Source organism: Stenotrophomonas indicatrix (genome assembly GCA_041545745.1).
Classification (GTDB): Bacteria; Pseudomonadota; Gammaproteobacteria; order Xanthomonadales; family Xanthomonadaceae; genus Stenotrophomonas; species Stenotrophomonas indicatrix_A.
The window spans coordinates 3,055,775-3,082,398 of record CP168152.1 but is presented as its reverse complement, the minus strand read 5'-3'; the positions used below and the strand labels follow the sequence as shown (position 1 = coordinate 3,082,398).

Annotated in this window: 23 protein-coding genes; 13 read left to right on the top strand and 10 right to left on the bottom strand. The window is 66.3% G+C overall.

Translation table 11 applies throughout. From position 1 onward, the window contains the following. Window positions 1–4 precede the first annotated feature (4 nt). Complete coding sequence (locus tag ACEF39_RS14185) at window positions 5–709, top strand: squalene/phytoene synthase family protein (RefSeq protein WP_500285514.1); 705 nt, start codon at window positions 5–7, stop codon at window positions 707–709. Window positions 710–798: 89 nt separating this feature from the next. On the opposite strand, the gene ACEF39_RS14180 is transcribed toward ACEF39_RS14185, so the two are convergent. The 3 genes from ACEF39_RS14180 to yidD are packed head-to-tail and all read right to left on the bottom strand — an operon-like array spanning window position 799 to window position 3,249. Continuing rightward, window positions 799–1,647, bottom strand: coding sequence for a M23 family metallopeptidase (locus tag ACEF39_RS14180; protein WP_500285513.1), 849 nt, complete (start codon window positions 1,645–1,647; stop codon window positions 799–801). Beyond that, on the bottom strand, window positions 1,647–2,993 hold the full coding sequence (locus ACEF39_RS14175; RefSeq protein ID WP_500285512.1) for a dihydroorotase: 1,347 nt from the start codon (window positions 2,991–2,993) through the stop codon (window positions 1,647–1,649). The genes ACEF39_RS14180 and ACEF39_RS14175 overlap by 1 nt, the downstream gene beginning before the upstream one ends. Window position 2,994: 1 nt before the next feature. Then, window positions 2,995–3,249 carry a membrane protein insertion efficiency factor YidD gene (gene yidD / locus ACEF39_RS14170; protein WP_014037867.1) on the bottom strand — a complete coding sequence of 85 codons (255 nt, stop codon included), beginning with the start codon at window positions 3,247–3,249 and terminating at the stop codon, window positions 2,995–2,997. Window positions 3,250–3,522: 273 nt separating this feature from the next. Between yidD and dksA the strand changes: the two genes are divergently transcribed. Next, window positions 3,523–4,743: an RNA polymerase-binding protein DksA gene (gene dksA / locus ACEF39_RS14165; protein WP_500285511.1), complete on the top strand. Its 1,221-nt coding sequence runs from the start codon at window positions 3,523–3,525 to the stop codon at window positions 4,741–4,743. A gap of 733 nt (window positions 4,744–5,476) precedes the next feature. On the opposite strand, the gene ACEF39_RS14160 is transcribed toward dksA, so the two are convergent. Genes ACEF39_RS14160 through cysS form a run of 3 tightly spaced genes read right to left on the bottom strand, consistent with a single transcriptional unit; the run spans window position 5,477 to window position 8,603 of the window. Further along, window positions 5,477–6,724, bottom strand: a complete 1,248-nt coding sequence (locus ACEF39_RS14160; protein ID WP_180166385.1) for an MFS transporter — start codon at window positions 6,722–6,724, stop codon at window positions 5,477–5,479. Further along, window positions 6,721–7,173: a SufE family protein gene (locus ACEF39_RS14155; protein WP_089236228.1), complete on the bottom strand. Its 453-nt coding sequence runs from the start codon at window positions 7,171–7,173 to the stop codon at window positions 6,721–6,723. The genes ACEF39_RS14160 and ACEF39_RS14155 overlap by 4 nt, the downstream gene beginning before the upstream one ends. 53 nt (window positions 7,174–7,226) lie before the next feature. Next, window positions 7,227–8,603 carry a cysteine--tRNA ligase gene (gene cysS / locus ACEF39_RS14150; RefSeq protein WP_500285510.1) on the bottom strand — a complete coding sequence of 459 codons (1,377 nt, stop codon included), beginning with the start codon at window positions 8,601–8,603 and terminating at the stop codon, window positions 7,227–7,229. A 187-nt stretch (window positions 8,604–8,790) separates the two neighbouring features. Between cysS and ACEF39_RS14145 the strand changes: the two genes are divergently transcribed. The 11 genes from ACEF39_RS14145 to ACEF39_RS14095 all read left to right on the top strand — a co-directional run bounded on the left by ACEF39_RS14145 (window position 8,791) and on the right by ACEF39_RS14095 (window position 20,180). Next, window positions 8,791–9,354: a hypothetical protein gene (locus tag ACEF39_RS14145; RefSeq protein WP_500288028.1), complete on the top strand. Its 564-nt coding sequence runs from the start codon at window positions 8,791–8,793 to the stop codon at window positions 9,352–9,354. 342 nt (window positions 9,355–9,696) lie between these two features. Beyond that, complete coding sequence (locus ACEF39_RS14140) at window positions 9,697–10,707, top strand: N-acetylornithine carbamoyltransferase (RefSeq protein ID WP_500285509.1); 1,011 nt, start codon at window positions 9,697–9,699, stop codon at window positions 10,705–10,707. Window positions 10,708–10,764: 57 nt separating this feature from the next. Continuing rightward, window positions 10,765–11,961 carry an argininosuccinate synthase gene (locus ACEF39_RS14135; RefSeq protein WP_500285508.1) on the top strand — a complete coding sequence of 399 codons (1,197 nt, stop codon included), beginning with the start codon at window positions 10,765–10,767 and terminating at the stop codon, window positions 11,959–11,961. A 141-nt stretch (window positions 11,962–12,102) separates the two neighbouring features. Continuing rightward, window positions 12,103–13,191 carry an acetylornithine deacetylase gene (locus ACEF39_RS14130; RefSeq protein ID WP_500285507.1) on the top strand — a complete coding sequence of 363 codons (1,089 nt, stop codon included), beginning with the start codon at window positions 12,103–12,105 and terminating at the stop codon, window positions 13,189–13,191. A gap of 74 nt (window positions 13,192–13,265) precedes the next feature. Next, window positions 13,266–14,594, top strand: a complete 1,329-nt coding sequence (locus tag ACEF39_RS14125; protein WP_236511001.1) for an acetylglutamate kinase — start codon at window positions 13,266–13,268, stop codon at window positions 14,592–14,594. Between the two features lie 5 nt (window positions 14,595–14,599). Beyond that, window positions 14,600–15,199, top strand: a complete 600-nt coding sequence (locus ACEF39_RS14120; protein WP_500285506.1) for a GNAT family N-acetyltransferase — start codon at window positions 14,600–14,602, stop codon at window positions 15,197–15,199. A 10-nt stretch (window positions 15,200–15,209) separates the two neighbouring features. Further along, window positions 15,210–16,166, top strand: coding sequence for an N-acetyl-gamma-glutamyl-phosphate reductase (gene argC, locus ACEF39_RS14115; protein WP_500285505.1), 957 nt, complete (start codon window positions 15,210–15,212; stop codon window positions 16,164–16,166). 19 nt (window positions 16,167–16,185) lie between these two features. Further along, window positions 16,186–17,481, top strand: a complete 1,296-nt coding sequence (gene argH / locus ACEF39_RS14110) for an argininosuccinate lyase (RefSeq protein ID WP_336030001.1) — start codon at window positions 16,186–16,188, stop codon at window positions 17,479–17,481. Continuing rightward, window positions 17,481–17,744: a YciI family protein gene (locus tag ACEF39_RS14105; protein WP_500285504.1), complete on the top strand. Its 264-nt coding sequence runs from the start codon at window positions 17,481–17,483 to the stop codon at window positions 17,742–17,744. Before argH ends, ACEF39_RS14105 begins: the two co-directional genes overlap by 1 nt. A 10-nt stretch (window positions 17,745–17,754) precedes the next feature. Beyond that, window positions 17,755–18,912, top strand: a complete 1,158-nt coding sequence (gene proB / locus ACEF39_RS14100) for a glutamate 5-kinase (protein WP_500285503.1) — start codon at window positions 17,755–17,757, stop codon at window positions 18,910–18,912. Further along, entirely contained in the window at window positions 18,909–20,180 is a 1,272-nt protein-coding gene (locus ACEF39_RS14095) for a glutamate-5-semialdehyde dehydrogenase (protein WP_500285502.1), read from the top strand. The genes proB and ACEF39_RS14095 overlap by 4 nt, the downstream gene beginning before the upstream one ends. A gap of 561 nt (window positions 20,181–20,741) precedes the next feature. Here ACEF39_RS14095 and pgaD read toward each other — a convergent pair. The 4 genes from pgaD to pgaA are packed head-to-tail and all read right to left on the bottom strand — an operon-like array spanning window position 20,742 to window position 26,433. Then, window positions 20,742–21,233 (bottom strand): poly-beta-1,6-N-acetyl-D-glucosamine biosynthesis protein PgaD, encoded by a 492-nt coding sequence (pgaD, locus tag ACEF39_RS14090; protein ID WP_500285501.1) that lies wholly within the window; start codon window positions 21,231–21,233, stop codon window positions 20,742–20,744. Next, on the bottom strand, window positions 21,230–22,477 hold the full coding sequence (gene pgaC, locus ACEF39_RS14085; protein ID WP_500288027.1) for a poly-beta-1,6-N-acetyl-D-glucosamine synthase: 1,248 nt from the start codon (window positions 22,475–22,477) through the stop codon (window positions 21,230–21,232). The genes pgaD and pgaC overlap by 4 nt, the downstream gene beginning before the upstream one ends. Before the next feature lie 7 nt (window positions 22,478–22,484). Then, window positions 22,485–24,392 carry a poly-beta-1,6-N-acetyl-D-glucosamine N-deacetylase PgaB gene (pgaB, locus tag ACEF39_RS14080; protein WP_500285500.1) on the bottom strand — a complete coding sequence of 636 codons (1,908 nt, stop codon included), beginning with the start codon at window positions 24,390–24,392 and terminating at the stop codon, window positions 22,485–22,487. A 1-nt stretch (window position 24,393) separates the two neighbouring features. Beyond that, a complete protein-coding gene (pgaA, locus tag ACEF39_RS14075; RefSeq protein ID WP_500285499.1) occupies window positions 24,394–26,433 on the bottom strand; it encodes a poly-beta-1,6 N-acetyl-D-glucosamine export porin PgaA in 2,040 nt (679 codons plus the stop codon). Between the last annotated feature and the right edge of the window lie 191 nt (window positions 26,434–26,624).

Below are 26,624 nucleotides of genomic sequence, written 5' to 3'. Positions count from 1 at the left end.
CGTAGTGAGCAGTACCGCGCTGGATAGTTTCCTCGACAAGTGGCGCAGCCGTTGGCCGGAATGGTCGGTGGCTGAGCCGTTCGTGGCCGAACCGCAGCGAAATGTCGCGCTGGCGTGGTTCGCGCTGCTGCAGGAATTCGACGACATGCTCAACACCGCTGGCGACCCGCTGCCGGCGGACGCCAAGCTGGCGTGGTGGGGCGAGGAACTGCGCAGCTGGGCCGCGCAGCGTTCGCGGCATCCGCTGGGACGCGTGCTGGAGCCGGTGCGGGCACCGTGGGTGCAGCTGGCCGAGGCGCTGCCGGATCTGGTCGAGGCGCGCACCGTCGCGCTGGACGCTGCCGGTGCCGAACGCGCACTGGGCAACTATGCCGACGCGGTGGCTGCAGTCGAGGCCGTGGTGTTTGCCGACACGCCGCGCAAGGGTGCTGGCCATGCCGTGCTGCTGCAGACATTGGCGCAGCGCCTGCAGGACGCTGGTGTGGCCGGGGTTCCGCGCAGCCTGCTGGACGAAGATGCCGGCAACGCTGCACAGCGTTGGGCGCAGCAGTTGCTGAAAGGGTGGGGCACCCGCGTGCCCGGTCCACGTGCACGCCGGGTGTGGTCGAGCCTGGCGCGTGCACGTCTGGCGGCGCAGGCCGCCGGCAAGCCGGTCGAGGCGACGCCCGTACGCACGTTGCTGCGTGTGTGGTGGGTCGCGCGCGGCTGAACCATCACCTGGTAGTGCCGGCCGCTGGCCGGCAATCCGGGTAGGTTGCTGAACACCATGAGGTTGCCGGCCAGCGGCCGGCACTACCGTTACTTGCGTTCCAGCACCAGCAGCGGGTCGATGCGGGTGTCGAACCAGTTCATGCCCCAGTGCAGATGCGGGCCGGTGGCTCGACCGGTCGCGCCGACGGCAGCAATCACCTGGCCCTGTTCGACACGATCACCGACCTTCACGTCGATGCGCGACAGGTGCAGGAAGTTCGAACTGACCCCGAAGCCGTGGTCGAGCAGCAAGGTGCCGCCGGTCAGGTACAGATCCGGACCGGCGAACGTCACTACACCAGCGGCCGGTGCTTTCACCGGGGTGCCGGTCGGCACCGCGATGTCCATGCCGGAGTGACCGGCACCCGGCTGGCCGTTGTACACGCGCGCATTGCCGAAGCGGCCGCTGATGCGCCCCTGCACCGGCCAGATGAAGGTCTGGGTGAAATCGGTGCGGTTGTCGTCGCGCACGCGCGCAGCGGTAACCTGCGCCTGTTCGCGCTTGATCCGTTCGGCGATGGCCGGCGGTGGATTGACCGTCTTCGGCGGCACGCCGTTGACCCGCTCGGTTGGCCAATCACGCGGGGTCACCGAGATGGCGGCAGTCTCGCTGCCGCCATCCGGCCGGCGGATCTGTACCAGCAGGGGGCCCTTCTCATCGCGACCGATGCCGAACACCACGCTGCCGTAGCCGCTCACGCGCAGCTCGCGGCCTGCGTAGCGCACGCTGCTGCCGGCGGGAACCTTGCCGATCACCAGCGCGCCCTGCGACGCGCTGGCCGGAAACACCACGCGGCTGTCGATCAGGTCGCCGATGCCGTCCTGAGCTTCTGCCGCCGGTGCGGGGAACAGGGGCGCCGCCAGCAGCAGCGCCCCGAACACGAGTGCCGAACGCATCAGCGGTCGTAGGTCATGCGCTGGCCGGCGGGCTCGCCCACCAGCGAACTGCCGTCCCACACCCGCTGGCCGTTGACCCAGGTCGAGGCCACGCGCGAACGGAACGTGGTGCCTTCGAACGGCGACCAGCCGCACTTGGACAGCACGTCCTCGCGCTTCACGGTGAACGGCACGTCTTCCACCATTACCAGATCGGCGAAGTAGCCTTCGCGCAGGAAGCCACGCTCTTCCACGTCGAACAGCTGGGCGGGAGCATGAGCGAATTTCTGCACCACCTGCTCGCGGGTCAGCTTGCCTTCGTGCACGCGTTCCAGTGCGGCGACCAGCGCGTACTGCACCAGCGGCAGGCCGGACGGCGCCTGCGCATAGGGCTTCTGCTTCTCTTCCCAGGTATGCGGGGCGTGGTCGGTGGCCAGGACATCCAGCACGTCGTCAGCCAACGCGGCCGTGATCGCCTCGCGATCGGCCACATCCTTGATCGCCGGATTGCACTTGATCAGGTTGCCCTTGGTGGCGTAGTCCGGGCGGGCGAAGTGCAGGAAGTGCACGCAGGTCTCGGCGGTAATCTGCTTGCGGCTGCCGTCGGCGCGGATCAGCGGACCCTTCTCGAACAGCGCCAGTTCGTCGGCGGTGGAGATGTGCAGCACGTGCAGGCGGGTGCCGTGCTTGCGCGCCAGCGACATGGCCAGCCGCGTCGACTTGATGCAGGCTTCGCGCGAACGGATGTCCGGGTGCATCTCCGGGGTCAGCGCGTCGCCGTACTTTTCCTGGAAGGCCTTCAGGTTGGCATCGATCATCGGCGTGTCTTCGCAGTGCGTGATGATCGGGGTCGGGCACTCGCGGAAGATCGCGTCCAGGGTTTCCGGGTTGTCGACCAGCATGTTGCCGGTGGAAGCCCCCATGAATACCTTCACACCCGGCGCCTTCTTCGGGTCGAGCGCACGGATGGCGTCCAGGTTGTCGTTGCTGGCGCCGTGGTAGAAGCCGTAGTTGGCCCAGGCGCGGCCGCGCGCCAGCTCGTACTTGGCTTCAAGAATGGTCGAGTCGAGCGTCGGCGGGTTGGTGTTGGGCATGTCCATGAAGCTGGTCAGGCCGCCGGCCACGGCCGCGGCCGATTCGCTGGCGATGTCGCCCTTGTGGGTCAGGCCCGGTTCGCGGAAGTGCACCTGGTCGTCGATCATCCCGGGCAGCAGCCAGCGCCCGGCCGCATCCACCACCTGTTCGCCATCACGCGGGGTCAACCCTTTGCCGATCTGCGCGATGCGGTCGTTCTCGATGCGCAGGTCGCCTTCGAAGGTGCGTCCTTCGTTGACCAGGCGGGCGTTGGTGATGAGCGTGGAGGACATGTCAGTGTTTTCCTGTGCAACGGCAAGAAGGGGCGTTGGGAGATTCGGGCACGGGATCGAAGCCGCCGGGATGGAACGGATGGCAACGGCCCAGCCGTCGCGCCGCCAGCCAGCTGCCGCGTAGCGGGCCGTGCCGGGAGATGGCGTCCATGGCGTATTCAGAGCAGCTCGGCACGAAACGGCAGCGAGGCCCCAGCAGCGGGCTGATGAAGCGCTTGTAGAAGCGCAGCAGGGCGATGAGCAGGCGCGAGATCACTCAGTCATCTTAAGCCAGTTGGCATGAAGGCCGCATTTGTGCAGGATGGGCCCTTGGTCGCATGTCGCAGATGGCCTGCGGCCGCTATCGGCGCCCCTCCGGGTGCCGGAAAGGTTCCGTACCGCGCAAGGCGGTCCGTGTTCGTCGGACCGCGCCTTGGACCCATTGACTCCTGGACTGAATGGAGCGGGCCCCCGAGGTTGCTGCTGCGGGTCGGGTAGGCTATAAAGGCCCGCTTTCCCGGGCCCCGGGGAATCCAAGGAAGAGCGTTTCGTGGCTGCTAAAAAAACTGCAAAGAAGGCCGTCAAGGCCGCCAAGAAAACCGCCAAGCCTGTTGTGAAGAAGTTGGCGGCCAAGCCCGTTGCCAAGAAGCCGGCCAGCAAGCCGGTGACCAAGGCGGCATCCTCACAACCGGCGGCCAGGAAGGCCACCGCAAAGAAAGCGCCTGCCAAGTCCGGCAAGCCGGCAGTGGCGAAGAAATCCGCTGCGCCGGTCAAGGCCAAACCTGCCGCTGCCAGCAAGAAGGCGCCGGCGGTGAAGAAGGTTGCCAGCAAGGCTGCGCCGGTGAAGAAGGCCGCTGCCAAGCCGGCACCGAAGAAGGCAGCAGCCAAGCCGGCGCCGAAGGCGGTGGTGAAGAAGGTTGCCGCCGCGCCTGCTGCGAAGCCGGCAGCGAAGAAGGTGGCTCCTGCCAAGCCGGCACCTGCCACCAAGGCTGCCAAGAATGTCGCCGCGCCGGCTGCCAAACCGACGCCGGCCCCTGTAGTGAAGTCCGCACCGAAGCCAGCTGCGAAGCCGGCCCCGGCCAAGTCTGTCCCGGCCAAGACCGCGGCAGTGGCAGCAGCCAAACCGGCCCCCAAGCCGGCCCCGGCCGCCGCTTCTGCAGCATCGACCGCCCCGCAATCCAAGAATCCCGTGCCCGTTTCGAAATCGCCTGCTAAAACCGCCGTGAAATCCGATTCCGCTCCGAAGACCGTGACCCGCCCCGTGGGCAAGGTCGCTGTGGCCGTCGCCGCCCGTTCGTCGGCACCCGCGCCGCGCAGCAAGTACAAGGTCGTCGAATACAAGACCGACGAGGCCACTGGCCGCCCGATCCTGCCGGCAGGCTACAAGCCGGCCTCGGACGAGGAGTACATGAGCCCGCTGCAGCAGGAATACTTCCGCCAGCGCCTGCAGAACTGGCGCGCCGATCTGGTGGAAGAGTCCAAGCAGACCATCGAGAACCTGCGTGAGGAAGTGCGTGACATCGGCGATGAAGCCGAGCGCGCGACCCGCGAGACCGAGAACTCGCTGGAACTGCGCACCCGTGATCGTTACCGCAAGCTGATCGGCAAGATCGACAGCACCCTCAAGCGCCTGGAAGCGGGCGATTACGGGTATTGCGTGGACACCGGTGAAGAGATCGGCCTGGAGCGCCTCGAAGCGCGCCTGACCGCCGAGCGCACCATCGACGCCCAGGAGCGTTGGGAGCACCTGCAGAAGCAGCAGGGCGACTGATTCCGGTTCGTTGTGATGTCATGCGAAAAGCCCGGCTTCGGTCGGGTTTTTTGTTGCTGTGCGATTGGCTGTGTAGAGCGGCGCCTTGGTTGTTCCATGAGCGAGCGGGCGGGTCACCCGGGCCAGGACACGCCGTAAACCCATCCCTGGGGCCTCGGTCGCGCCATCCATGGCGCGAACGGTCCTGGCCCGGGTGACCCGCCCGCTCCAGACGGTTCCCGAGTGCGGCCGCTGTAGAGCCCAGCCCATGCTCGGCTCAGGCCGAAGCCGGCGGGCAGGGAAGAGCAAGAGGCAGGGAAGAGCAAGAGCAAGAGCAAGAGCAGCCAAGCATGGCTTGGCTCTACCAGGAGCGGTCATGCGTGCGCTCGCGGCTGTTGGGTCCGCCTTGTAGCGAGCCGAGCACCGCAGGGGAATCAGGGGCGAAGAGGCGCCGCTGTTTGAGCGCAGCGAGTTCGGCGCCGTCCCCTGATTCACCGAGGAGCGCAGGGCACCGGTGCGCAGCGCCGGCTCGCGGATGGCGGCGCGTTTCTTTGGTTACTTTCTTGATGGCGCACATCCATGTGCCCCACCCTGCGGGCCGGCTACGCCGTTCCGCGCTGCTCCTGCAGCACGGTGCGCGCGCAAAGAAAGTGACACCCCGCCGCGGTCGCGGAAAAGGGCCGCCGGGCATGGCCCGGCGCTACCAGTGCGTCGGCGCACGTAAACCCGCTGTCGCGGAAACGACGAGCCGACGCTACTGCAGATCGCGCAGATTCAATTTCCGCAGCGTCGGGTTCTTCCACGCGGTGATCCCGGCCACGCTCAGCACCGCGAACCCGCCCAGCACCACCGCCGGTACCAGCCCCAGTACCTTGGCCATCGTGCCGGCATAGAAGGCGCCCAGTTCGTTGGACGAGCTGATGAAGATGCCGTTGATCGACGATACCCGGCCGCGCATCTCTTCCGGCGTGGCCAGCTGCAGGATGGTGGAGCGGATCACCACCGACACGCCGTCGAAGGCGCCGTAGAACAGCAGGATCAATGCCGACAGCCAGAAGTGCTGGGACAGGCCGAAGCCGATCACGCACAGGCCGAAGCCGGCCACCGCAAACAGCAGCACGCGACCAGCATTGCGGTGCAGCGGGTGGCGCGCCAGCCACAAGCCGACGCACACCGAACCCAGTGCCGGGGCCGCGCGCAGGATGCCCAGGCCCTCCGGGCCGTGGTGCAGGATCTCGTGCAGGAACGCCGGCAGCATCGCCACCACGCCGCCCAGCAGCACCGAGAACATGTCCAGTGCCATGGCACCGACCATGATCCGGTTGCCGACCACGAAGCGTGCACCTTCGGCGATGCTCTTGAAGATCGGCGCGGCGGGTCCGGCATGCACCGGTTCTTCCACCTTCAGCGTGGCCAGGCAGCCCATCGCCACCAGCGCGAAGGCCGTGGCCACCGCATAGGACAGGCCCTTGCCACCGAAGCCGACCAGCACGCCACCCAGTGCCGGGCCGGCGATCATGCCGGTCTGGAACACCACGGCGCCGAGGCCGGCGCCACGGGCGAAATGTTCACGTGGCAACACGCGGGCGAACAGGGCGTTGTAGATCGGCGACAGGAAGGCGCGGACCATGCCGGTCAGGGCGATGGCTGCATAGATCGGCCACACGCCTTCAACCGGCAGCCAGCCCTTGGCTACGCTGGTCAGCACCAGCGCGGTGGCGATCAGTCCGGAACAGGCGACCATGCCCAGCTTGCGGCGCGGCAGATGATCCACCAGATAGCCGGCGAACGGCGCCACGCAGAAGAACGGCAGCACCTCGGCCAGGCCGATCAGGCCCAGCGAGAACGGATTGCGGGTGACTTCGTAGATGTGCCAGCCGACGGTGACCGCGACCACTTGGTAGGACAGCATCGCGAAGATGCGGTACGCCAGCAGCCGGGCGAAACCGGGCCGGGACAGCAGGCCCAGCGCGGTGTCTTCGGCCGTGGCAGGTTCGCTCACGACGGATCGCGCTGCAGCTGGGCCTGCGCGGTTTCACGGATGAAGGCCAGCATCGCCGCTACGCCGTTGCTGCGGGTCGGCGACAGGTGACGGGACAGGCCGATATCCTGGATATAGCTGGGTTCGGTGGCCAGGATCTCCTGCGCGGTGCGCCCGGAGTACACGCGCAGCGCCAGGAAGATCAGGCCGGAGACGATGGCCGAATCACTGATGGCGTGGAAACGCAGCGACTGCGTATTGCCTTCCGGCACGATCCAGACCATCGACTGGCAACCAAGCAGGCGGTGCTCTTCGGTCTTCCATTCTTCGGGGAAGGCGGGCAGCTTGCGGCCGAGGTCGATCAGATACTGGTAGCGCTCGGACCAGTCGCCGAAGAAACCGAATTCCTCGGCGATGGCCGTCTGTGCCTCGGCGGCGGTGGGTTCAAGCGGGAACGGGGAGTCGATCACAACAGTCTCTACAGTGGGGGCGTGGCCGGCGGACCGGCCACGGGGCAGGGCAGTCAGCCGCGCTTGCGCGACCAGCGCACGCCCTGCGGGGTGTCTTCCAGCACGATGCCTTCGGCGGCCAGCTGGTCGCGGATGGCGTCGGAACGGGCGAAGTCGCGCGCCTGCTTGGCCGCCGCGCGTTCGTCGATCAAGCCCTGGATGCGCGCGTCGTCGTCGCTGTCGCCGGCGGCGTTGCCGAACCACTGCGCCGGATCGGCCTGCAGCAGGCCCAGGGCGAGACCCGCGCCGAGCAGTTCGCTCTTCAGGCGTGCGCGTTCGGCAGGATCGGTGGCGCGGCGCGCTTCACCCGCGATACGGGCCACTTCGGCCAGCGCCTGCGGCGTATTGAGATCGTCATCCAATGCCGCTTCGATGTCTGCCGGGATCACTGCCGTGGCGGCCACGTCGGCCAGTTCGCGAAGGGTGCCGTACAGGCGGTCGAGGGTGCGGCCGGACTGTTCGATCAGCGCATCGGACCAGTCCAGCGGCTGCCGGTAGTGAGCCGACAGCAGCGCCAGGCGCAGTGCCTCGGGAGCATGCTTGCGCACCAGGTCGTGGACACGCTCGATGTTGCCGATCGACTTGCTCATCTTGGCGCCGCCGAAGTTGAGCATGCCGTTGTGCAGCCAGAAGCGCGCGAACACCTTGCCGCCGTGTGCGCATTCGCTCTGTGCGATCTCGTTCTCGTGGTGCGGGAACTGCAGGTCGACGCCACCGGCATGGATATCGATGGTCTCGCCCAGGTGCGCGGCGGCCATTGCCGAGCATTCGATATGCCAGCCCGGACGGCCGCGGCCCCAGGGCGATTCCCAGCCCGGCAGGTCGTCGCCGGACGGCTTCCACAGCACGAAGTCACCCGGCGCACGTTTGTAGGGAGCGACCTCGACCCGGGCACCGGCCAGCATCTCGTCCGGATCGCGGCGCGACAGCTTGCCGTAGCCCTCGAAACTGCCGACGGCGAACAGCACGTGGCCCTCGGCGGCGTAGGCATGCCCGCTGCTGACGAGCTGCTCGATCATGGTGATGATCTGCGCCATGTGCGCGGTCACTTCCGGTTCGATGTCCGGCGGCACCACGCCCAGCGCGGCCATGTCTTCACGGTAGGCCGCGGCGAAACGGTTGGTGATGGTGCTGATCGGCACCCCCTGCTCGCGCGCGGCGGTGTTGATCTTGTCGTCCACGTCGGTGATGTTGCGGGCGTAGCGCAGGGCACCGAAGCGCCGCCGCAGCAGGTCGGCCAGCACCCCGAACACCACCGGCCCACGGGCGTTGCCGATGTGCACGTAGTTGTAGACCGTCGGGCCGCACACATACAGGGTCGGACAGGCCGGGTCGAGCGGGGTGAACGGTTCGAACTGGCGAGTCAGGTTGTTGTGCAGGCGCAGGGTCATGGGTCTGTGACTGGGGGACAAGCCTGTGATTTTAGAACGTGTCGGGCCCCTTTGGGGGGACCGTTGCCACCGGTGGACGTCAGCGGCGGCCGGGGTGGGGTGGGCAGGAACGGCGCGGACGGGTAATGTTCAGCCCCTTGCGGTCACCACTGCCTACACTATTGCCGTGTCCCTGCTCCCTTCGCCAATGAAAACCACCGCGTTGCTGACCCTGGCCTGCCTGTCGGCGCTGCCCGCCGTGGTCCTGGCCCAGGAGGCCGAGCCCCGCAACCGGGTGGTGATCGTGGAGAACGTGAAGTTCGACTACGCCCAGGTGCTCAACGTGGAGCCGGTGTTCCAGACCCTGCGCGCGACCCGTACCGAGGAGCACTGCGAGCCGGTCTCGACCCGCACCCTGGCCCCGGTCAATGTCACCGGCGAGGAGCCGGTCGAGGACAAGGGCCGTATCGGCCGCCTGTGGGATTCGGTTCGCTCGATGTTCAAGCGCAGCGACGAGGAGGTGCTGGAAGAGCTTCCGGCGGAAACCCCCGCCCCGGCGCCGGCCAACACGGGCCCGATGCTGACCCGGGACTGTCGCATCGTGCCTGTCGGGCGCGAGTTCCGCCGCCCCATCGCCTATGACGTGGACTACGTCTACAAGGGCACCAAGTACCGTTCGCGGCTGCCGGAAGACCCTGGCAACCGGCTGAAGATCCGGGTTTCGATCACCCCCTGGGTGGGCCCGGAGCAGGCAGCCGCCGGCATCCCCTGATTCTGCGACGCCGGCCTCTTGCGCCGGCCCCGGCCGCATGTAAAGATTGCCGACCAATGAAGCTCACCGACTTCCAGCACGACAGCAGCGCCGCCCGCCAGGCCACTGGCATGACGTCGCGTGCCCGTCGACCGGAACCCCACATTCTCGCTGGGTAATCCGGAGCTTTCTGCTGTTCGTCCGAAAAAAACCCAGCCCGCCGGCTGGGTTTTTTCGTTTCCGCCTTCTGAAAGCTTCATCTGCAACCTTTTCGTACCACCCTGGTTCCCGTTCCCGGTTTTCCCTTCCACCTTCCACCTTCCACCGCGTCGGCCACCGGCGCCGCTCATGCAAGGAATGATGATGTCCCCCAAGCACTTCCTGAACACCCAGGACTGGAGCCGCAGCGAACTTGACGCGCTGCTGACCCAGGCTGCGCTGTTCAAGCGCAACAAGCTCGGCGACCAGCTCAAGGGCAAGTCGATCGCGCTGGTGTTCTTCAATCCGTCCATGCGCACCCGCACCAGTTTCGAGCTGGGCGCGTTCCAGCTCGGTGCCCACGCGGTGGTGCTGCAGCCGGGCAAGGATGCATGGCCGATCGAGTTCAACCTCGGCACGGTGATGGACGGCGATACCGAAGAGCACATCGCTGAAGTGGCCAAGGTGCTCGGCCGTTACTGCGACATCATCGCCGTGCGCGCGTTCCCCAAGTTCGTCGACTGGGCCTACGACCGCCAGGACGTCGTGCTCGAGAGCTTCGCCAAATACTCGCCGGTGCCGGTGATCAACATGGAGACCATCACCCACCCGTGCCAGGAACTGGCGCACGTGATGGCGCTGCAGGAGCATTTCGCTACCCAGGACCTGCGCGGCAAGAAGTACGTGCTGACCTGGACCTACCACCCCAAGCCGCTGAACACCGCGGTGGCCAACTCGGCGCTGACCATCGCCACCCGCATGGGCATGGACGTGACGCTGCTGTGCCCGACTGCCGACTACATCCTCGACGAGCGCTACATGGGCTGGGCCGAGCAGAACGTGGCCGAGAGCGGTGGTTCGCTGAAGATCAGCCATGACATCGACAGCGCCTATGCCGGTGCCGACGTGGTCTATGCCAAGAGCTGGGGCGCGCTGCCGTTCTTCGGCAACTGGGAACCGGAGAAGCCGATCCGCGACCAGTTCAAGCACTTCATCGTCGACGAGCGGAAGATGGCGCTGACCAACAACGGTGTGTTCAGCCACTGCCTGCCGCTGCGCCGCAACGTGAAGGCGACTGACGGGGTGATGGATTCGCCGCAGTGCATCGCCATCAACGAGGCCGAGAATCGCCTGCATGTGCAGAAGGCGATCATGGCCGCTGTTGCCGGGCGCTGATTTCTCCATTCGAACATTTCCGCCGGGCATGGCCCGGCGCTACCAGGACATACCCCCATGAGCAACAAAGACGTCGTTCTCGCCTTCTCCGGCGGCCTTGATACCAGCTTCTGCGTGCCGTACCTGCAGGAGCGCGGCTACAACGTGCATACCGTATTCGCCGATACCGGCGGTGTGGATGACGAAGAGCGCGATTTCATCGAGAAGCGTGCCGTCGAGCTGGGTGTCACCAGCCACCAGACCGTCGATGGCGGTCCGGCCATCTGGTCCGGCTTCGTCAAGCCGTTCGTGTGGGCCGGTGAGGGCTACCAGGGCCAGTACCCGCTGCTGGTGTCGGACCGTTACCTGATCGTAGATGCCGCGCTCAAGCGCGCCGCCGAACTGGGCACCAACATCATCGCCCACGGCTGCACCGGCATGGGCAACGACCAGGTGCGCTTCGACCTGGCCGTGAAGGCCTTGGGTGACTACCAGATCATCGCGCCGATCCGCGAGATCCAGAAGGAGCACACCCAGACCCGCGCCTACGAACAGAAGTATCTGGAAGAGCGTGGCTTCGGCGTGCGCGCCAAGCAGCAGGCCTACACCATCAACGAGAACCTGCTGGGCCTGACCATGTCCGGCGGCGAGATCGATCGTTGGGAAGCACCGGGCGAGGGCGCCCGTGGCTGGTGCGCACCGCGCAGCGAATGGCCGGAAGCACCGTTGACCGTCACCCTGAAGTTTGTCGAAGGCGAAGCCGTGGAGCTCAACGGCAAGGCACTGCCGGGCGAGCAGATCCTGGCCCAGCTCAACAAGCTGTTCGCCCCGTACGGCGTCGGCCGTGGCGTGTACACCGGCGACACCGTGATCGGCCTGAAGGGCCGCATCGTGTTCGAAGCGCCGGGCCTGGTTTCGCTGCTGGCCGCGCACCGCGCGCTGGAAGATGCGGTGCTGACCAAGCAGCAGAACCGCTTCAAGCCGGACGTGGCGCGCAAGTGGGTGGAGCTGGTGTACGAAGGCTTCTACCACGACCCGCTGAAGACCGACATCGAAGCCTTCCTGAAGTCCTCGCAGGCCAAGGTCAACGGTGAAGTGGTGCTGGAAACCCGTGGCGGTCGCGTCGACGCCGTTGCGGTGAAGTCGCCGCACCTGCTCAACACCAAGGGCGCCACCTATGCACAGTCGGCCGACTGGGGCGTGGAAGAAGCCGAAGGCTTCATCAAGCTGTTCGGCATGAGCTCGACGTTGTATGCGCAGGTCAATCGCGGTTAAACCGCGATCGACCTGCCCGCGCATTTCTCCTCAACCCCGCGCCGTTGGCGCGCCCCCTTGAACACCAAGGGGGCTCTCCACCAGACGCGTTCCGGTAGCGCCGGGCCATGTCCGGCGGAATTCCACAGGAACTGTTGATTCATGCTTGAACACACGCTCGATCACCTGCAGGCGCTGGTGTCCTTCGACACCCGCAATCCGCCGCGTGCGATCACCACTGGCGGCATCTTCGACTACCTGCGCGACAACCTGCCCGGGTTCAATGTCGAGGTGATCGACCATGGCGCCGGCGCGGTCAGCCTGTATGCGGTGCGTGGCACCCCGAAGTACCTGTTCAACGTGCACCTGGATACCGTGCCGGACTCGCCGCACTGGAGTGCCGACCCGCACGTGATGCGGCGCGCCGAGGACCGCGTGATCGGGCTGGGCGTGTGTGACATCAAGGGCGCGGCTGCAGCGCTGGTGGCTGCGGCCAGTGCCAGTGATGGCGATGCGGCGTTCCTGTTCTCCAGCGATGAAGAAGCCAACGACCCGCGCTGCATCGCCGCGTTCCTGGCCCGGGGCATCAAGTACGAAGCCGTGCTGGTGGCCGAACCGACCATGAGCGAAGCGGTGCTGGCCCACCGTGGCATCAGCTCGGTGCTGATGCAGTTCGCCGGCCGTGCCGGCCATGCGTCGGGCAAGCAGGATGCAGCCGCCAGTGCGTTGCACCAGGCGATGCGCTGGGGCAACCGCGCGCTGGACCATGTCCAATCGCTGGCCTCGGCACGCTTCGGTGGATTGACCGGCCTGCGCTTCAACATCGGGCGCGTGGAAGGTGGCATCAAGGCCAACATGATCGCGCCGGCGGCGGAAGTGCGCTTTGGTTTCCGGCCGCTGCCGTCGATGGATATCGATGCGCTGCTGGCGACCTTCGCCGGCTTCGCCGAACCGGAAGCGGCGGTGTTCACCGAAACCTTCCGTGGCCCCAGCCTGCCGGCCGGCGATATCGCCGAAGCCGAACACCGCCGCCTGCAGGCGCGCGACGTGGCCGACGCGCTGGACCTGCCGATCGGCAACGCGGTGGACTTCTGGACCGAGGCGTCGCTGTTCTCGGCCGCTGGCTACACCACGCTGGTGTTCGGCCCGGGCGACATCGCCCAGGCCCATACCGCCGACGAGTTCGTGACGCTGGAGCAGCTGCAGCGCCACACCGACGCCGTACATCGGATCATCGCCGCTGGCGCCTGATCGACCTACAACGCCGCTGCGCTTCTGCGCGGCGGAACTGCAACGCGGCGACCGCCGCCTGTGACGAAACCGAAATGTCTCCTGCCCTCCAGCCCCACCGCCAGACCCGCCAGACCATCGTGCGCCTGCTCTCGAGCATGGCCAGCGCGAAGGAGATCAGCCAGTACCTCAAGCGCTTCTCGCAGCTGGACGCCAAGCGCTTCGCCGTGGTCAAGGTCGGCGGCGCAGTGCTGCGCGACGATCTCGACGCGCTGACCTCCTCGCTGTCGTTCCTGCAGGAAGTCGGCCTGACCCCGATCGTGCTGCACGGCGCCGGCCCGCAGCTGGATGCGGAACTGTCGGCCGCCGGCATTGAAAAGCAGACGGTCAACGGCCTGCGGGTGACCTCGCCGGAAGCGCTGGCCATCGTGCGCCGGGTGTTCCAGCAGTCCAACCTGCGCCTGGTCGAAGCCCTGCAGCAGAACGGCGCGCGCGCCACTTCCATCACCGGTGGCGTGTTCGAGGCGGAGTACCTGGGCCTGGATACCTACGGCCTGGTCGGCGAGGTGAAGAAGGTCAACCTGGCACCGATCGAAGCCAGCCTGCGCGCAGGCTCGATACCGGTCATCACCAGCCTCGGCGAGACCGCCGGCGGGCAGATCCTCAACGTCAATGCCGATTTCGCCGCCAACGAACTGGTGCAGGAACTGCAGCCATACAAGATCATCTTCCTGACCGGTACCGGCGGCCTGCTGGACGAAGAGGGCAGCGTGATCGATTCGATCAACCTGTCCACCGAGTACGACCACCTGATCGCACAGCCGTGGATCCACGGTGGCATGAAGGTGAAGATCGAACAGATCAAGTCGCTGCTGGACCGGTTGCCGCTGGAATCGTCGGTATCGATCACCCGGCCCGCCGACCTGGCCAAGGAACTGTTCACCCACAAGGGCTCGGGCACGCTGGTGCGCAAGGGCGAGAAAGTGCTGCGTGCAACCGCCTGGAGCGAGCTGGACCTGCCGCGCCTGAAGGGCCTGATCGAATCCAGTTTCGGCCGTACCCTGGTGGCGGACTATTTCGAGAAGACCACGCTGCTGCGCGCCTATGTCAGCGAGAACTACCGCACAGCGGTGATCCTCACCGATGAGGCCGAGGGCGTGTACCTGGACAAGTTCGCCGTGCTCGACGACGCGCAGGGCGAAGGCCTTGGCCGCGCGGTCTGGAACGTGATGCGCGAAGAAACCCCACAGCTGTTCTGGCGCTCGCGCAACGGCAACCCGATCAATCATTTCTATTACGCCGAATCCGATGGCTGCTACAAGCAGGGCCATTGGAAGGTGTTCTGGTACGGCGCCGATGGCATCGACCGGATCAGGACCTATGTCGACCATTGCGCCGTGCGTGCACCGAGCCTGGAGGGCTGAGCGCGATGAACCACGCAGATTGGACCAAGGTGCCTACACTGACCGGCACGCATGCGCGGCTGGAGCCGCTGCAGATGAGCCATATCGATGGCCTGCGCGGTGCGTTGGGCGACGGTGCGCTGTCGCGGCTCTGGTACACCCAGGTGCCCGATGTGAAGACCATGACCGGTTATGTGCAGGCCGCGCTGCAGGCGCAGGCCGAGGGCAAAGTGCTGCCGTTCGTGGTATTCGATGCGAACGAGCAGATCGTCGGCACCACCCGCTACTACGATCTGCAGCCTGACGTGCCGCGGCTCAGCATCGGCTACACCTGGTATGGCGAGTCGGTGCAGCGCACCGGGGTCAACTCCGAAACCAAGCTGATGCTGCTCAGCCATGCCTTCGAGCGACTGGAATGCCTGAGCGTGGTGTTTGAAACCAGCTGGTTCAACTTCACCTCGCGCACCGCGATCGCACGCCTCGGCGCCAAGCAGGATGGCGTGCTGCGCAATCACCGTCGCCATCCCGACGGCACACCGCGCGACACCGTCATCTTCTCCATCATCGACGCAGAATGGCAGGGCGTGAAACGCCACCTGCAGCACCGCCTCGACTCGCACGCATGAGCACGCACGCATGAGCACTTCCTCTTCGTTCACCGTCGGTATCGTCGGCGCCCGCGGCCATACCGGCGCTGAGCTGATCCGTCTGGTGGCAGCGCATCCGAACCTGCAGCTGGGCTTCGTGTCTTCGCGCGAACTGGCCGGGCAGCGCGTGTCCGACCACTATCCGCAATGGCAGGGTGAACTGCAGTTCGAGAATCTCGACGCTGACGCCGTTGCCGCCAAGGGCGTGGATGCGGTGATCCTGGCCCTGCCCAACGGCCTGGCCGCACCGTTCGTAGCGGCGCTGGAGACGGCGAAGCCGGACACGGTGATCGTTGACCTGTCGGCCGACTTCCGTTTCGACAACAGCTGGTACTACGGCCTGCCCGAGCTAACCCGCAGCCGCTACCGCGGGCAGAAGCACATCAGCAACCCCGGCTGCTATGCCACCGCGATGCAGCTGGCGATCCATCCGCTGCTGGATCTGCTGGCCGGTCCACCGCAGTGCTTCGGCGTGTCCGGCTACTCCGGTGCGGGCACTTCGCCATCGGACAAGAACAACGTCGAGCTGCTGGCCGACAACCTGATGCCGTATTCGCTGACCAACCACGTGCACGAGCGCGAGGTATCCGTGCAGCTGGGCGTGGCGGTCGAATTCATGCCGCACGTCGCGCCGCATTTCCGTGGCATCACCCTCACCGCCAACCTGTGGTTGAACCGCGTGCAGACGCGGGAGCAGATCGTCGAGCGCTTCCAGCAGACCTATGCCGGTGAAGCACTCATCGAGGTCGTGGACGAGGCGCCGTGGGTGAGCCGCATCGCTGGCCGCCACGGTGCCCAGGTCGGCGGCTTCACGCTCGCCCCGGGCGGCAAGCGGGTGGTGGTGGTGGCGACCTTGGACAACCTGCTCAAGGGCGCGGCCACCCAGGCCATGCAGAACCTCAATCTTGCGCTGGGCATCGACGAACTGACGTCGATCCCGCACTGAAACCGTACAGGAGCTCCCCATGGCAGACCTTCTTTGGCAGAAGCCCGGCGTCGCTGTCGATGCCCAGATCCAGACCTTCCTCGCCGGCGACGACGTGATCCTCGATCGCGAGTTCTTCCTGCATGACATTGCTGCCAGCGCCGCGCATGCGCAGGGCCTGCAGCACATCGGCATCCTCAGCGCCGACGAACTGGCCGGGTTGCTGCGCGAGCTGGAGGTGCTGGCGCAGGACTTCCGTGAAGGCCACTTCGTGCTGGATACGCAATATGAAGATGGCCATTCGGCGATCGAGGCACGGTTGACCGAGCGCCTTGGTGATGCTGGCCGCAAGATCCACACCGGCCGCAGCCGCAACGACCAGATCCTGGTCGCCACCCGGTTGTGGTTGAAGGAGAAGCTGCAGCGCGTGGCGCAGGTCAGCGCCGAAGTGGCCAAGGTTGCACTTGACCGCGCGCAGGCCGAGCAGCATCTGCCGATTCCCGGGTACACCCACATCCAGCGTGCCGTGGTGTCCTCGGCCGGCATGTGGTGGGCCGGTTGGGCCGAAGCCTTCATCGACAACGCCGTGCGTGCCCGCGATACCCACGCACTGGTCGATGCCAATCCGCTTGGCACCGCCGCCGGTTACGGCGTGAACCTGCCGCTGGATCGCGAGCACACCACCGCCGCGCTCGGCTTTGCGCGCATGCAGATCTCGCCGATCTACGCACAGCTGTCGCGTGGCAAGTTCGAACTGGCTGCACTGGAAGCGCTTGGCGGCGCGACCCTGGACCTGCGCCGCATCGCCTGGGATCTCTCGCTGTTCACCAGCGCCGAATTCGGTTTCGTCGCGCTGCCGGCGCAGTACACCACCGGCAGTTCGATCATGCCCAACAAGCGCAATCCGGACGTGATCGAGCTGATGCGGGCGACCCATGCCAGCGTCGCCGCCGCACGTACCGAGATCGAGCAGCTGCTGTCGCTGCCATCGGGCTACCACCGCGACCTGCAGTCGTCCAAGGGCGCCATTTTCCACGGCTTCGGCCGTGGCCTGGCCGCGCTGGAGCTGCTGCCGGCGCTGCTGGCCAACCTGGAATGGCGCGATGACAAGCTGCGTGCAGCGATCGATTCGGGCATGTACGCCACCGATGTCGCGGTGGAAGCTGCGGTGGCGGGCGTGCCGTTCCGCGAGGCCTACAAGGCCGCTGCCGCCGGTGCCGACAGCGCAGGGCAGGGGCGTACGCCGGAAGGCAGCCTGGCGGCGCGTGTATCACCGGGTTCGGCGTCGGACCTGCGCCTGGATGAACTGCGCGCGCGTTGGCAGGCGCTGTCCTGATGGCCGGCACTGTCTACCTGGTGCTGGCAATGCGCCTGCCGGGCTTCACCGACGCCGTGGTGCAACCGCACCGCGACTTCCTTGATGCGCTGCAGGCCGAGGGCAAGCTGCAGCTGACCGGCGGCTTTGCCGATGGCAGTGGTGGTGCCTATGTGTTGTGCAACGTCGACGGCCTTGCGCAGGCACAGGCCATCGTCGCCACCGATCCGCTGGTGACGATGCAGGCATCGGCGCTGAGCGTTCATGAATGGAATACCCGCTGAGGCGCCCCTGATGACTGTCCACGCCGCCCACGTTGCATCGCCGTTCCCCGAACAAGCGCTGCCGTCGTGGCGGCGTGCCGTGCTCAAGGTCGGCAGCAGCCTGCTTGCCGCCGACGGTGGTGGCCTGTCGCCGCGTCATGCGCTGGGCCTGGCCCAGTTCGTTTCGGCCAACGTACTGGCTGGGCGCGAGGTCGTCATCGTTTCCTCCGGCGCGGTCGCTGCCGGCCGCGCGATCCTGCCCAGGGCCGATGAACCCGGTGCGGCGATGGCGGCGCGGCAGGCGTTGGCGGCCCTCGGCCAGGCGCGGCTGATCGGTCTGTGGCAGCGCTTCTTCGAGCGCCCGGTGGCGCAGGTGCTGCTGACCCATGACGATCTGCGCAACCGCCGTCGCTATCTCAACGCGCGGGCAACCCTCAACGAGTTGTTGCGGCTGGGTGCGCTGCCGGTGGTCAACGAGAACGACACCGTGTCGGTGGACGAGCTCAAGCTCGGCGACAACGACAACCTGGCCGCGACCGTGGCGGCGCTGGTCGATGCCGATGCACTCTTCATCGCCACCGACATCGATGGTCTGTACAGTGCCGACCCGCGCACGCATGCCGATGCACGGCCGCTGCACGACGTGCCCGAGTTGAATGATGCCGTGCTGGCGATGGCCGGTGGTGCCGGTTCAGTCGCCGGTACCGGTGGCATGCGCACCAAGCTGGAGGCCGCGGCCAAGGCCGGTCGTGTCGGCATCGAAACCTATCTGTTCAACGGCCGCAGCGGCGAGGTGGTGCGCGCGCTGGCGCAGGATCGCCTGTTCGGCACCCGCATCCATGCGGCGCGCAGCCGCGAGGCCGCCCGCAAGCACTGGCTGCGGCACGCGCCGCTGGCCGAAGGCGCGATCCTGATCGACGCCGGCGCAGCGCAGGCGATGCGCGAGAAGGGCGCCTCACTGCTGCCCGGTGGCATCACCGGTGCCGAAGGCGCGTTCCGCCGTGGTGACATGGTGCAGGTGTGCTGGAACACCGAAGCTGGCCGGGTCTGCGTGGCCCGTGGTGTCAGCCAGTACGCCGCCGATGATGTGCGCCGCATTGCCGGCCGCCACACCCGCGACATCCAGACCGTGCTCGGCTACAACTACGGCGGAACCGTCGTCCATCGCGACGATCTGGTGCTGCCATGAACCCATTGCAGGATGTCCCGATGAGTGAGATCGAATCGCAGGCCCGCGCCTGCCGTGACGCAGCCCAGGTGGTCGCTGGCCTCGACAGCGATGCCCGCAGGGCGCTGCTGCTGGCGATGGCGCAGGCGCTGGAGGTCAATGCCGGGCAGATTCTTGCGGGTAATGCGCGCGACCTGGCCGCCGCCCGCGACAAGGGCGTGGGCAGCGCGATGCTCGACCGCCTGGCACTCGATCCGGCGCGCCTGTTGGCGATGGCCGACGCCGTCCGTGAGGTGGCGGGCCTGCCGGACCCGGTCGGGCAGGTGACCCGCGACGACGTACGTCCGAACGGCATCCGCGTACAGAAGGTGCGCGTGCCGCTGGGGGTGATCGCGATGATCTACGAAGCGCGACCGAACGTGACCGCCGAAGCCGCCGCGCTGTGCCTGAAAGCGGGCAATGGCGTGATTCTGCGTGGAGGCTCGGAGGCCATCCATTCCAACACCGCCATCGCCCAGGCGTTGGCCGGAGCATTGAAGGCCAATGGCGTTCCCCCTGCCGCTGTGACGGTGCTGACCGACCTGCGCCGCGAAGCCATGCTGGAACTGCTGCAGCTGCATGAACTGATCGACCTAGCCATCCCGCGCGGCGGCGAAGGCCTGATCCGATTCGTTGCAGAACACGCGCGGGTACCGGTGATCAAACACTACAAGGGTGTCTGCCACCTGTTCGTCGATGCCAGTGCCGATGCAGCGAAAGCGCTCGATCTGCTGGTGGACGGCAAGTGCAGTCGCCCCTCCGCGTGCAATTCACTGGAGACCCTGCTGGTGCACCGGGACAGTGCCGCAGACTTCCTGCCGCGCGCTGCGCAGGCGCTGGCCGAACGTGGTGTGCAGCTGCGTGCCGACGCGCGCGCGCAGCCGTTGCTGCCGGGGAGCATTGCGGCCAGTGAGGACGACTATGCCGCCGAGTTCCTTGACCTGGTACTGGCGGTCCGCGTGGTTGACGATCTTGACGCAGCGATCGCGCACATCCGTACCTACACCTCCGACCACACCGAAGTGATCGCCACCGAAGACGCGGCCAGTGCCGAGCGTTTCGTCAGCGCATTGCGCTCGGCGGTGGTGATGGTCAACGCGTCTTCGCGTTTTTCCGATGGTGGCCAGCTTGGCCTCGGCAGCGAGATCGGCATCTCCACCACGCGCCTGCATGCCTATGGCCCGATGGGGCTGGAAGCGCTCACAGTCGAACGGTTCGTGGTGCGCGGCGAAGGCCAGGTCCGAAGGTAGGTTCACGGCCGGGCTGCGCCCGGCACCCGCAGAGGCAACGGCAACGGCCGAAGCAACGGCAAAAGCCGGGTTCCTGTGGGATGGCGGGGTGGGTCCGGTTGCGGGGGACGCCGCAAGTACGTCCCTGTAGGCTTGGGCGCGCCATCCATGGCGCTTACACCCCCGCAACCGGACCCACCCCGCCTTCGACAGATTTCCGCGAGCTGTCGGAACGGCATTCTGTGCTGCTGTTGGTAGGTGTCGACCTTGGTCGACACGTAGATCCACGCCATGCGTGGATGATCTTCGATGAATTATCGAAATATTCGATTCCGATGGAAATTCATCCACGCATGGCGTGGATCTACCAGATTGCGGAAATCTGTCAGAGGTGGGGCGGTGTCGGATTGCGGGGTGTCCGCGGCATGGATGCCGCGGCCAAGCCTACAAGGACGTACTTGCGGCGTCCCCGCAATCCGACACCGCCCCGCCATCCCACGGAACCCAGCTTTTGCCGTTGCTGTTGCGTCGGCCGTTGCCGTTGCCTCTGCAGGTGCCGGGCGCCGCCCGGCCGAACCCACGTTATCTCAACAGCTGCGCAGTCATGCCCAGCGGCCGCGCATGCTCATCCATGTGCAGGGTGATGGCCTTTGCATTGAACATCTGTTCGGCAAGCTGATCGCTGGCGCCCAGCGAATGGGCGATCTCCGCACGACTTGCGTCCTCGTGCGGGCCGCGCCGTTCCTTGCCGGCGAAGCGGTAGCGGTTGTACTCGGCCCAGGCGATCAGCAGCAGCGCGCAGCCGGCCAGGATCACCGGCAGGGCGATGATCACGAACGGGTCGAGATGCTGCTTGCGCTCGTACAGTTGCAACCACGCCAGCTGCCCACCAAGCAACCAGGACACCAGCGTGACCAGTGGCGCCCACAGATAGAAGTAGAACCCCCAGAACGCCAGGGTCACAAACCCCCAGGCGGTGCGTTGCAGGCGGGGTTGCTTGCGCGGTTTCTGGATCAGGCGCGAGTCGAAGCGATTGGACGGTGTCCTGGCTGCCGTCTGGCGTTGTGCGTTCATCGGATACCCCTGTCTGGGCTAACCCAGGTGGCACGCTTGCCACGCCGCCTGAGCAGAGTCTTGGGCAGCGCCACCAGCGTGGTGAACAGGCTGATCAACCAGTACGCCATCGGGTACCAGATGACCCAGAAATAGTTGCGGCCGATATGCGTTTCGTAACGCCTGTCGATGATCAGGCTGCTGGCGAACTGCAGCAGGCAGACCAGGGCCAGGATCACGCCATGCCATTGCGGCAGCAACGTATCGATGTACAGCGACGGCGGCATCGGGATGAACTTGCCCACTGCCCACAGCAGGATGATCACCAGCATGGTGTAGGCCCACAGCACGCTGAGGATGTATTCCAGCAGCACGCCCCACATCCGCCGCTTGCGCCAGCTGAACAACGAAGCACCGTGGCGCAGAAGTACTTCCACGCCGCCCTGTGCCCAGCGCAGGCGCTGCCGCCACAGCCCTTTCAGGGTTTCCGGCATCAGGATGAAGCACAGCGCGTTGGGCTCGTAGCGGATGTCCCAATGATCCAGCTGCAGCCGCCAGCTGATGTCGATGTCCTCGGTAACCATGTCGTCGGCCCAGTAGCCGATGCGGTGCAGGGCGGTGCGACGGAACGCGGCGATGACGCCGGACACGGTGAAGATGCGGCCATACACGCGTTGGGCGCGCTTGATCATGCCGATGATCGAGGAGAACTCTGCCACCTGCAGGCGGCCAAGCAGGGTGGAGCGGTTGCGGATGCGCGGGTTGCCGGTCACCGCACCCACGCGCGTGCCGCTGGTCAGGTGCCAGACCATCCAGTGCATGGCGAACTCTTCCAGCATGGCATCGCCGTCGATACACACCAGGTATTCCGATCTCGCGGCCAGCGCGCCCATGCGCAACGCGTTGGCCTTGCCCAGGTTGCGGTCCAGATGGACCACGCGCAGGCGCGGATGAAGCGCTGCAAGCGCGTCCAGGCGGGTGCCGGTGTCGTCGGTGCTGCCATCGTTGATGGCGATCACCTCAAAGTCCGGGTAGCGCTGGGCCAGTGCCGCACCGAGGGTGTCGTCCAGGTTCGCCGATTCGTTGTGGCACGGGATCAGCAGGCTGGCGAACGGATACTCCGCCATCGGGGGTGGGTCGTTGCGCGGCCGCGACTTCCGCTCACGGCGGAAGAAGTAGTACAGGCCGCCGGACATCCAGAAGAACGCCATCACCATGGGGTAGAAGAAGGCGAACTGGAACATGGCGTTGAGCCACGGATTCATGTCCACGTCACTTCTCCGGATACGGGAAGTTGCGCGCGGACATCGCCGCGCGTGCATCCTGGGTCGACGGCTTGTCGGCGATGAAATCGTCCGGGTACCACGCGAAATGACGCACGCCCTGCGCCTGCAGGCGGCGGATCTGCGCGCGCAGCTGTTCGCCACTGATCGGCGTCTGCGTGCGCCAGTCCACGGTCTGCAGCTCGAACATCGTGTGCTTCAGGTCCGGGTCGTGCTCGCGCACTGCCACCACCAGGCGGTCCATCCAGCGCTGGGGACGGCGGCTGCCTTCCATCCACGGCATCGCCATCAGTGCGGTACGGTCGTAGGCCTGGTTGAACAGGTCCAGGCGCTGGGCGAACCATGCCGCACTCTGCGGCTCCAGTACCGGCTGCGCGTACAGGTTGCGCACGGTGCCCAGCTTGGGACGCCAGCGTTGTGCGCTGTCACGCAGTTCGAGGGTGAAATCGATCAGCGCCTGGGTGCGGCCGCCATCGCTGCCTTCCTGTGGCAGCTGCGCCAGTTCGGTATCGCGTACGTAGCCGTCATCATGGAACAGCAGGCCTTCGAAGTACGAATTGATTGCCAGGTCTTCGTAGATGTCCTTGATGATCTGCCGTGCCTGTGGCTTGGTGAAATCCAGGCGGTACATGCCATCGCGTTCCGGGCTCTGGATGCCCAGCGCCGCACGCTGCGCAGCATCGGGCAGTTCATAGCCCAGCACCGGCAGCCACGCGTAGACCTTCACCCCGGCACGGGTTTTCAGCTGCCAGGCGACGCGGTTGAACAGGTCCGCGCGCATCGGCAGGTGGCGGTTCGGGAAGTACAGGGCATCGGCGGTGTTGTTGCCGTCAGGATCGGCGAAGGCCTGCAGGTAGACATGGGTCGGGCCGATCCGCTTCACCCGCTCGATCAGTGCATCCAGGTTGCGCGCCTGCTGGGCCGGGTCGCTGTCGTAGACCGAGTCCATATCGATCTGCAGTGCACGGGTGCCGTCCAGATTGACGTTGCGACGCAGCTCGAAGGCCAGCGAAGTGATGTTCGGATTGCTGGTCACCAGCAGGCGTGCCAGGCCATGCAGGTCGGCGGTCACCGGCGTGCTGCGTCCTTCCAGGTCGAAGGACACCGGCATGCCCAGTTGCTCGGCGATGTCGTTGCTCAACTGGTTGTAGGCGGCATAGGGCCAGACGATCGCTTTCGGGCGCACACCCAGTTCCTTCTCGATGCGCTGCACGCTGCGGCCGAGATCATCGCGCAGACGCTTCTCATACTCCTGCGCGCTTTCATAGCGCCGCGCCTTGGGGTCGTAGATGCGGGTGATCACAGCCGGAGTCTGGTTGCCCTGCGGGTTGGACTGCACGCCGTGGTGCAGGTTGTCGGTATGGCTGGCCAGTTCGATCAGGCCGCTGGCCTGCATCTCGCGCAGCTGGTCCCAGGTCAGGAAATCATCGTGGCCGAAGGGACGGTAGCCGTAGTCGATGGTGCGGCCTGGTGCCATGTCCACGTAGTCGGTGATCACCGCCACCAGCGCCGGATAGTTGTACGCACGCAGCAACGGATACACACGGCTGTACACGCTGCGCAGGCCGTCGTCGAAGGTCAGCAGCACCGGCCGCGGGGGCAGCTTCGCTTCACCACGCGAAGCCTTGACCAGCTGCGACAGCGACACCGGGTGATAGCCATGGGCGGACAGCCAGTCCAGGTGCGCGGCAAAGTTCTGCGTGCTGACCGCGTAGGCGTCGGCATCGGATTTCTCGAGCACATCATCGCGCACGTCGTGGTAGCTGAGGACCAGCAGGCCGTTGTCGGCTGCGTCCAGTTCCGCAGCCGAACTGGCGCGTTGGGCCGCGGCGGGCAGGGCCAGGGCCAGCAGCGCCAGCAGCAGTACGGTCGTCAGGTTGCGAAGCATCCGTTCCATCTCATTCTCCCCAGCGCAGCGCGGCATCGAAGCCGATATGTCGTTCACGTTGGCCGTCGTAGACCGGCCGCGACCAACTCACGCCGTACTCGAGGATCCGCCCTTGATCGAACTGCCATTCGTGGCGGTAGGCCACGGTCGGAATGATTGAACTGCCAAAGCCCTCCTGCCAGTAGTTGCCGACGGACACCGTCAGGCGATGGCGGAAGTGGCGCTCGTAATGGCGCCACAGCTGCTGGTCGATGCGCAGGCCCACTTCCACCGAGCGGTCCCGCGAAGGGTTGAAGTACGGTGCGTCGTCGCGGCTGCCACGGCTGGTGTAGACACTGCCCAGGCCATCGATCAACAGGCGGGGGCGGGTCAACAACCGCTGTTCGATCGCACTGTTCAGCGTATCGCGGCGATTGCCATCGTCGTAACGGAACTGGCTGCCGCCGAAACTCCAGTGGGTACGTTCGTTGCGGGTGTAGTCCACTGCAACCGCAATGCTGTCGGCGGTGATGCCGGCCACGCGTGCCTGCATCGAGGCTTCGGGGTCATTGCGGGCGGCCGTTACGCCGGCATGCCAGCGGTCGTTGAACTGCCAGCCGAAGCCGCCGCGCAGGCCGGTATCGCCGATGCTGTCGTTGGGGCGCATCACCGCCGCCTCGGCATCGAGGCGGTCGAAGCGGTAGCGCACGCCGGCACCGATCCACAGCGGATCGATATCCTGATCCTGGAAAGTAACCGAACGGCGGTCGGCGAAGGCGAACAGGCGCCAGCGGTCGTTGAGCACCGGCGAGGCGACTTCCATGCCGTAGTGCAGGTCGTCGTTGCCCAGCGGCGAGGTGCCACCACCGCCGGAACTGCGGCCGCCCTCGACCTTGGCCAACAGCTGCCAGCCGCGATGGGCGCGCCAGTCGCGGTCCATGCGCTGCACTGCCGGCTGGCTTGGATAGCGGGCCAGCAGGTCGTCATGCAGCGGTCGCGCCAGGTCGTCGCGTTGCAGCTGCACGTATGATTCGTACATGCCCAGGCGCGGCGCGATGTCACGCGGGTCCAGGGTGTAGGCCATCTGGTGGCGTTCCAGGGCGCGCCGTGGCCAGCCGCGCATCTGGTAGACACTGCCCAGCGAAGTCTGCAGGCTGCCATTACCCGGGCCGACGTCGACCAGCGCTTCCAGTTCGCGCTGGGCCGTGGGTAGGTCGCCGCTGTAGGCCCGCACCATCGCCAGGTTCAGGTCGGCCTCGTAACGCGCCCAGTTCTCGAACGGGGTCTTGCCGCCGCCCCAGCGCCAGGCCGGTTCGTCCTTCTGCCAGGCCTGCAGGTAGCCCACCGCCTTCTCCGCCTGCTCGGTTTCCAGATAGGCATAGGCCAGCTCCGAGCGTGACTCGAAGCGCGAGGGATCGTTCTTTGCGGCGGCCTCCAGCAATGGGATGGCCTCTTCCGGGTTCTGGGTGGCCATCAGCGAGTCGCCGACCGCCGGCAGTACGTAATCGGGCAAGGCCTGGCCTTCGCGCTGCAGCGCCCGGGCCTCGTCGCGCACCTGCGCATGGCGGGCCAAACGGTTGAGCAGGATCAGCCGGTCCATGCGGATCCGCAGCGGCGCCTGCGCCTGTGTTGTGCCATCGCGCTCGACGTACCGCTCCATTTCCGCCAGCGAAGCCTCGGCCTCGTCCAGCCGGGTGTCTTCGGTTTGGCCGTAGGCCAAGCTCCAGTTGACCAGCTTGGCCACATAGTTGGCCTCCAGCCGCGCTTTCTGGTCCTGGTCGAACAGGTTGGGCCGGGCCTGATAGAGCCGCCAAGCGCGATGGGCATTGCCGATGTCACCCAGGGTCAGTACCTGCAGCTTGTACAGCAGGTCGTCGTTGGGCTCGCGCAGCTGCGCCCGCTCGATCGCCGCCAGGGCATCGACCCAGCGCGCCTGGTCACGGTAGTGGCCGATTTCGGCGAGCCGGTCGGCGCGCGTGGTCGCGGTGGGCGGCGAGGCCGCGTGGGCCCAGCACGCCAGAGTGGCGCAGGCCAGACCGACGCACAGCGCCAGCGGACGGTGAACAACCATGAGACCCCCTAAGCATCCATACCTGAACGATTCGTCAAAAGTGTGACGCACATCACATGCCAACGATAACCGGTGCGTTGCCAATGCGCCAACTTCCTATCCGTACCTGGTTGACGGAAAGTCCTTGCAGGACCGGCCAGTCCTGCTGCAACTGGTCTTCCCGGCTAGGTGCTTTGGTGCCTGCGACCATG